This window comes from Chryseobacterium sp. AG363 (assembly GCF_003610675.1).
In the GTDB taxonomy this organism is placed as follows: domain Bacteria; phylum Bacteroidota; class Bacteroidia; order Flavobacteriales; family Weeksellaceae; genus Chryseobacterium; species Chryseobacterium cucumeris.
On sequence record NZ_RAQF01000004.1, the window covers coordinates 216,474 to 222,531 of the forward strand.

Annotated in this window: 5 protein-coding genes, 6 tRNA genes and 1 other RNA gene; 10 read left to right on the forward strand and 2 right to left on the reverse strand. The window is 32.5% G+C overall.

Annotation, left to right across the window (positions count from 1 at the left end; genetic code table 11):
* Positions 1–181 precede the first annotated feature (181 nt).
* Positions 182–1,237: a hypothetical protein gene (locus tag DEU39_RS17255; RefSeq protein ID WP_120232780.1), complete on the reverse strand. Its 1,056-nt coding sequence runs from the start codon at positions 1,235–1,237 to the stop codon at positions 182–184.
* A 1,123-nt stretch (positions 1,238–2,360) separates the two neighbouring features.
* Between DEU39_RS17255 and DEU39_RS17260 the strand changes: the two genes are divergently transcribed.
* Complete coding sequence (locus DEU39_RS17260) at positions 2,361–2,885, forward strand: antirestriction protein ArdA (RefSeq protein WP_120232926.1); 525 nt, start codon at positions 2,361–2,363, stop codon at positions 2,883–2,885.
* A 181-nt stretch (positions 2,886–3,066) separates the two neighbouring features.
* On the opposite strand, the gene ssrA is transcribed toward DEU39_RS17260, so the two are convergent.
* Positions 3,067–3,468: a transfer-messenger RNA gene (ssrA, locus tag DEU39_RS17265) on the reverse strand.
* A gap of 270 nt (positions 3,469–3,738) precedes the next feature.
* On the opposite strand from ssrA, the gene rpsU reads away from it, so the two are divergent.
* From rpsU to DEU39_RS17310, 9 genes are all read left to right on the forward strand, one after another.
* On the forward strand, positions 3,739–3,936 hold the full coding sequence (gene rpsU / locus DEU39_RS17270; protein WP_034693154.1) for a 30S ribosomal protein S21: 198 nt from the start codon (positions 3,739–3,741) through the stop codon (positions 3,934–3,936).
* A gap of 78 nt (positions 3,937–4,014) precedes the next feature.
* The gene (locus DEU39_RS17275) at positions 4,015–4,902 is read left to right on the forward strand and encodes a tyrosine-type recombinase/integrase (protein ID WP_120232781.1); all 888 of its coding nucleotides are present in this window, start codon (positions 4,015–4,017) and stop codon (positions 4,900–4,902) included.
* Entirely contained in the window at positions 4,899–5,189 is a 291-nt protein-coding gene (locus tag DEU39_RS17280) for an HPF/RaiA family ribosome-associated protein (RefSeq protein ID WP_047435429.1), read from the forward strand. The genes DEU39_RS17275 and DEU39_RS17280 overlap by 4 nt, the downstream gene beginning before the upstream one ends.
* 109 nt (positions 5,190–5,298) lie before the next feature.
* Positions 5,299–5,372: transfer RNA gene (locus DEU39_RS17285), tRNA-Thr, on the forward strand.
* Positions 5,373–5,390: 18 nt separating this feature from the next.
* A tRNA-Tyr gene (locus DEU39_RS17290) sits at positions 5,391–5,471 on the forward strand.
* An 88-nt stretch (positions 5,472–5,559) separates the two neighbouring features.
* Positions 5,560–5,632, forward strand: a tRNA-Gly gene (locus DEU39_RS17295).
* Positions 5,633–5,719: 87 nt separating this feature from the next.
* Positions 5,720–5,796 (forward strand) — tRNA-Thr (locus tag DEU39_RS17300).
* Between the two features lie 18 nt (positions 5,797–5,814).
* A tRNA-Tyr gene (locus DEU39_RS17305) sits at positions 5,815–5,895 on the forward strand.
* Positions 5,896–5,980: 85 nt separating this feature from the next.
* Positions 5,981–6,053 (forward strand) — tRNA-Gly (locus tag DEU39_RS17310).
* The last annotated feature ends 5 nt before the right edge of the window (positions 6,054–6,058 follow it).

The window sequence follows — 6,058 nt, forward strand, 5'->3', positions numbered from 1 at the left end:
AAAAGAGACAACTATCAAAGCCTCTTTTATTCCTTTAAAATATTTCTATTTAAACCTATAATAAATTTTGCTACATAAAAAACAGCCACTAATAAGGCTGTAATGTGGTCGATATTTTTAGATTTGGGGATTCTTCTTAAAGAGTTGTGCAACGGTTACCTATGTTATCTGCAGTATTTACTTAAATCCATTTTATTTCCTTTACGATCATACTATGGAAATTGATAATAAAATAAATTAGCGCGCAAATATTTAAAGTTATAATGCAACATTTTGCTTCTGTTAAAAAACGAAAATCAATTGAAATTAAGCAAATTAATGGTGAAACTACTCCAATTATTAAAGAAAAAAGTATTAATAAGTAAATTAAATTATCGAGCTTGCTTAAACCCTTTGCTAAAAAAACTAATAATGAATGTAGTTCTGGAAAATAATATTCGTTCATATCATCGGATATTTCCTTAATTAAATTCGCGTCAACACTCCTATTGTTATATTTTATATTTATTTTTTTTGCACAATTTTTTATATAATCTTGATTTTCCATTGAAATTCTATTGAAATGTAATATATCATAGCGATCGAAGAAGTTCCAAATCATAGAGCAATGATCAATTTCAATTACTTGCTCGACGAAAGGAAGAGTATAAATACCCTTTCTTTCAAAATCACCATATAAATCGTTTGATGAATAATATAACCTATCATTTTTTCGGTCATGAACTAAGCTTACAATCGCTAAATAAGCATCAGTATATACATCACTATAATTTATATCGTCTCTTAGTCGTTCAATATTCTCTTCACTTTCCGAAATATAATCACTTATTCCACTCATTCGAAATTCATAATATGTAATTCTTTTATAATTGTCATTATGTTCCAATAAACTTTTAGATTGCACATCATTTATCCAAACATTATAATATTGAGTTAATTTGTTTAAGATTCTGCGATAATTTGTAATTTTCTGGGATAATAATTCTGCTTCTTTATATTTTTCTAATTTGAGTGATTTGGCCCAAGAGATATTAGAGAAAAAATAAGTTATTAAAATTGCAGAAAATAAACCATTTACTGTTAATACAATTTCAAGAATTCCATTTAATTCAACTCTATCATTATTTATTAAAAGTACATAACAAAAAATTCCTATTTGAATTATTATTAAATATAAAAGAAAGTCTATAATTCTTTCAAATTTGATAGATTTATAAATTCGGATGAGTTTGTTCAATTGGTTGTACAGTTTTTTAATATTGCAGATAACGCCTCAATTTACGCATTGCGCAAATATTAACAATAAATATTGCATTAATTTTTTTAACGTTTATGAATTAATGTATGTAATTGTTTGATTTTCAGTGGTAAATATGAATTGTTTTTGCTTCTTTTTGTGTGGGCACAATTTAATGTTATTTTATGATAAAATACACTTGTGGAAATTATATCATATCTGTAGAAACTAAGGATATTACTCTATCTACAATAGCTTTATAAGTTATTGTTCGCTATAAACTACAAGATTTGATTCATTTTGAAAATTTTTACAAGTTTATTATGCCTTAGGTAAGTAATCTTAATGATTTCGACGGGGTGTGGAAAAAATGGGAATCATAACAAGTGTATTTTTGTCAATATATATCTACCTATTTACCCCAAAACGAAAAAGTCCCTGGATAAACATAAATAATGAAAAATCTATTACTTTTTATTGGTAAGTGTAACTTCACTTTATAATCTCTGCAAATTACTTTAAATAGAGGTGTTTTCAGGGTTTCTGCTACATAGTACCTATATATCCTAACATTATTCTATCACTCTCTAACTCACTTCTCACAACCTTTAACCAACATTTCGGGTAACTATGGTAGACGGATTGTGATATTCTGTGTGGAGTGGTAGTTTTGTCTGCGGAATTTCGGGAAAGTGTACAATACTTGGTCTACTATTTACACGACCCGCCAAATTTTCGTTGTAAAAGCCCCCCCCCCATGCCGAGTTTCAAAATTTTTATACAGGCATCGGGTGTCTACCTACTATACAGATTTTATGCCCTGTCAGTGAGGTTTTTTCGTTGCGCCCCCCTGTTAAAGATTTTTGTTTTTTGACGGCTGTTTTTGTTTTCCTGTGGTCAGAGTGGTTAAAAAGTTTTTAACAGACGTTGATATTTTAGTTAAAAAGTGTTGTAAACTCTTTTATTTATGGGCTTTTTGTTGTATATTTATACATCTTTACAAGCTACTTTTAGCCTTGTTTCTTTGGGTACAAGGTTCAATATAAAAACAAAAATGCCTAGAAGTATTGGCGTACTACTAGGCGAATCAATAAATTTTAAATTACGCTTAAAACTTATCAACATGACAAATTTACGAAATTGTCTTGATACTGCTAGTATCTATTGTGGCACGTATGCCAAGTATAATAATGGCTCATTATTTGGAAAATGGCTGAACCTTTCAGGATATGCCGATTACGACGAATTACTTGCAACAATGTATGAACTTCATTCTGATGAAGCCGACCCTGAATTTATGTTTCAGGATTATGAATGTCCGATTCTTGAAAAGCTAGGATTATTGAGCGAGTGCTATATATCAAAAGATATTTACGATGTACTAGAAAAAATCAATGATTCAGGGCATGATGTAGAAGTTTACGAAGCATGTTTGGATTGTTTAGGAAAAATGAATTTTCAAAGCCTGTACGAATATGTAAATAATTTTTATTACGGGAAATTTAATTCGGATGAAGATTTTGTACAATGGCTGTACGAAGATGATACGTTTGATATTCCTAATTGGGTTGTGATTGATTGGGAAGCAACTGCACGGAGCATAATGTTTGATTATTTTGAAAGTAATGGACATTATTTCAAATCATAGTATATTTGTAATATTATAAATCCTTTTGTATGCTTAAAAAATTCAAATAGGTTTTATTAAATTCAAACAGATTTAAAAAAGTACATTTCAAAAATTCGGGTACAACTTTGGGTACAAAAACAAAAAAGAGAAAATGTAATTATTTAAAAATCAATAATTTGCAAATTCTCTTTAGTTTAAAAAGTGGAGTTGGAGGGATTCGAACCCTCGTCCAAACAAGCAATACATAAGCTTTCTACATGCTTATTCTACCATTGGTTTTCGACTGGAAACAGAGGATAGACACCCAACTACCAGCTTATCTTCTGAAATTTTCGAGCTTTAGCCAAAGCTTCTAAAGCCTTATTTCTGCATTCCTATATCCCAGGATCAAACGCCGCAGAACAGAGCATTTGTGGAATATCTTGCTTCCCTACTGAAATCTTCGGGAAAACGCTTGATCTACTATACTTCGATATTAAGCTGCAAGAGCGAACTCTTCGTTGCCAGTTAAAATTTTGTAGCAAGGGATTATAGAGATCGCGCTACGGTTCTCTGCATGCTTACTTACCCATTGGTCTTGCTGTCGAAACCAGTCAACCCCATGAATAAAGTGAATGCAAAGATAATGCTTTTTGTTTACATTTCATTAATGTAGATGGTTTTAATAGAAATTAGGAAATAAAATGAGTAACCTGAAGGTAGTAAGAATTGAATATCCAGTAATTGTGGATAAAAATATTATTGTTTGCTAACAGGCTTTAATACGGGGTTTTTTAACAGTCATAGGGTGGAGTAGTGATTGTTTATGGCAATATATTTTGTGTTCTCATAAAAATTGTCTAGTTTTGCAATCCAAAATGAGATGTAAAATATGTTAATAATTCCAGTAAAAGATGGTGAATCCATCGACAGAGCTTTAAAAAAATACAAGAGAAAATTTGATAAAACAGGAACTGTTCGTCAATTAAGATCTAGACAACAGTTTATTAAGCCTTCTGTAACTTTGAGACAAGCTAGACTAAAAGCGGCTTACAAACAAAGAGCGCTTAGCAAAGAAGAGCAGGCTTAAGATTTTTTCTTAACCATATATTAATTCACTTCTTAAATTCTTATATTTGAGGAGTGAATTTTTATTTTTATACCTATGATGCTGGAAAAGTTTTTAGAATACTTACAATTCGAAAAAAGATATTCTCCTCATACCATCACAAGCTACAAAAAAGACCTTGAAGACTTTTCCCATTTCTTTCTCCGAACGGAATCTTCCGACAATTTAGCCAAGGCAGACAAAAAGATTATCCGGAATTTTATTGTTGAACTCAGTGAAAATGACATTTCCAAAAGAAGTATTAACAGAAAATTATCCTCGCTCCGTAGTTTCTATCTTTTTCTTTTAAAAATAGGGGAGATTAAAGTCTCTCCTACCGAAGGTATTTCTTCTCTGAAGTTTTATGCTGAAAAACAGATTCCTATGTCTAAAGAGGAAATGGAAGAACTTAATGAAAGGGTTTTCGAACAGGTATATGATGTGCTTGAAAAATGCATTATGGAAGTTCTTTATCAGACAGGAATGCGTAAAGCTGAACTTTGTGGCCTGATATTTGAGAATGTTGACTTATATGAAAATGAATTAAAAGTAATAGGAAAGGGAAATAAAGCAAGGGTAATTCCTATTTCCGATGAACTGTCTGAACTTCTAAAAAGTTATCTGGAAATAAGAAATCCACAGACAGAATTTAAATCATATTTTTTCGTGAATAAGAAAGGGAAAAAACTCAATGAAAAATTTGTTTATGTGGTAGTTAATAAGTACCTTAGTCTTGTAACAACGAAAGAAAAAAAAAGTCCTCACATCCTTCGGCATAGCTTTGCTACTCACGTTTTGGATAATGGGGCGGAGATCTCCAAAGTGAAAAAAATATTAGGGCATTCCAGTCTTGCCAGTACTCAAGTCTATACGAATGCTAATATTGAACAATTGAAAAAAGTGTTTAATCAGGCTCACCCTCGAGCATCAAAAAAAGAAGAATTATGAAGATTTCAGTTCAATCAATCGGTTTAACACCACACGAACCACTAGAGTCACACATCGACAAAAAAGTTAGCAAATTGGATACCTTCTATGACAAGATTCAGGAGTGTAAGGTATTTTTGAAAGTGGAAAATAATGCTGACAAAGCAAATAAAACAGCCGAGATTATTTTGGCGGTTCCGGGAGACGATATCGTAGTAAAGAAGACATCTACAAGTTTTGAAGAAAGTTTGGACCTTTGTGTTGATACTGCTAAAAAGCTATTAATCAAGAAAAAAGAAATGGCATAGAAAAAAAAGTTAAAAAAAGTTTATAAAATATTTGAGAATTCAAAAAATCCGTTCTATATTTGCACTCGCAAAAAAGGAACAGCGATCTTTTGAATTCTTTTTTATATTTGCCTCCATAGCTCAGTTGGCCAGAGCACGTGATTTGTAATCTCGGGGTCGTGGGTTCGAATCCCTCTGGAGGCTCATAAAATATAAACTTTTGGGGAGATTCCAGAGTGGCTAAATGGGACTGACTGTAACTCAGTTGCTTCGGCTTCGTAGGTTCGAATCCTGCTCTCCCCACTTTATATTTTTATAAAAAAAACTTGCAAGATTAAATAAGTTTTCTTAGTTTTGCACAGCGTTTACCAATAGTTTTGGAAACAAAATTGCGGAAGTAGCTCAGTTGGTAGAGCGTCAGCCTTCCAAGCTGAATGTCGCGGGTTCGACCCCCGTCTTCCGCTCAAAGAAATCACCATAAAAGTGATTCTTTTTAACACTGAAATGTGTAGAGTAGAGTTTCTCGATCAGTTTCAGTCCTTTATTAAAATGCCTCCATAGCTCAGTTGGCCAGAGCACGTGATTTGTAATCTCGGGGTCGTGGGTTCGAATCCCTCTGGAGGCTCCATTTTAATATAAAATATCTGGGGAGATTCCAGAGTGGCTAAATGGGACTGACTGTAACTCAGTTGCTTCGGCTTCGTAGGTTCGAATCCTGCTCTCCCCACATTTTATATTATAAAAAACTTGCAAGATTAAATAAATTTTCTTAGTTTTGCACAGCGTTTACCAATAGTTTTGGAAACAAAATTGCGGAAGTAGCTCAGTTGGTAGAGCGTCAGCCTTCCAAGCTGAATGTCGCGGGTTCGACCCCCGTCTTCCGCTCAACA